Raw genomic sequence first — 363 nt, 5'->3', positions numbered from 1 at the left:
AGTAACTGAATGATTTTGTTGTAGTTGCTGTGCCCACGTTTTACGTGCCCCTGTTGGCACTAAAGCTTGTTTATGATTTCTTCCTGAAGCTGGGATTTTAAGCTCAGTTCGGCAAACATCTGCTTAAGCTTGCAGTTTTCAGCCTCCAGCTCCTTTAAGCGTTTAATATCCGACGTTTCCATACCGCCGTATTTTTCTCGCCACTTATAGAAAGTTGAATTACCCATGCCATATTTGCGACAGAGTTCCTTGACAGGAATACCTGCTTCAGCTTCTTTTAAAATAGCGACGATTTGATGTTCAGTCATTTTTTTCATAATTAAATCCTCTTTTACTTTTATCATAGAGAATTTTCTACTTTTT

Annotated in this window: 1 pseudogene; it reads right to left on the bottom strand. The window is 38.3% G+C overall.

What is annotated here, in order from left to right:
- Positions 1-65: 65 nt before the first annotated feature.
- A pseudogene (locus A9G40_RS01405) lies at positions 66-317 on the bottom strand (transposase); the annotation flags it as partial.
- Positions 318-363: the final 46 nt, after the last annotated feature.

This window comes from Gilliamella sp. Nev3-1 (assembly GCF_001690435.1).
In the GTDB taxonomy this organism is placed as follows: domain Bacteria; phylum Pseudomonadota; class Gammaproteobacteria; order Enterobacterales; family Orbaceae; genus Gilliamella; species Gilliamella apicola_C.
Note: the sequence above shows the minus strand (reverse complement) of the source record. Positions and strands in the feature narration are given on the sequence as shown.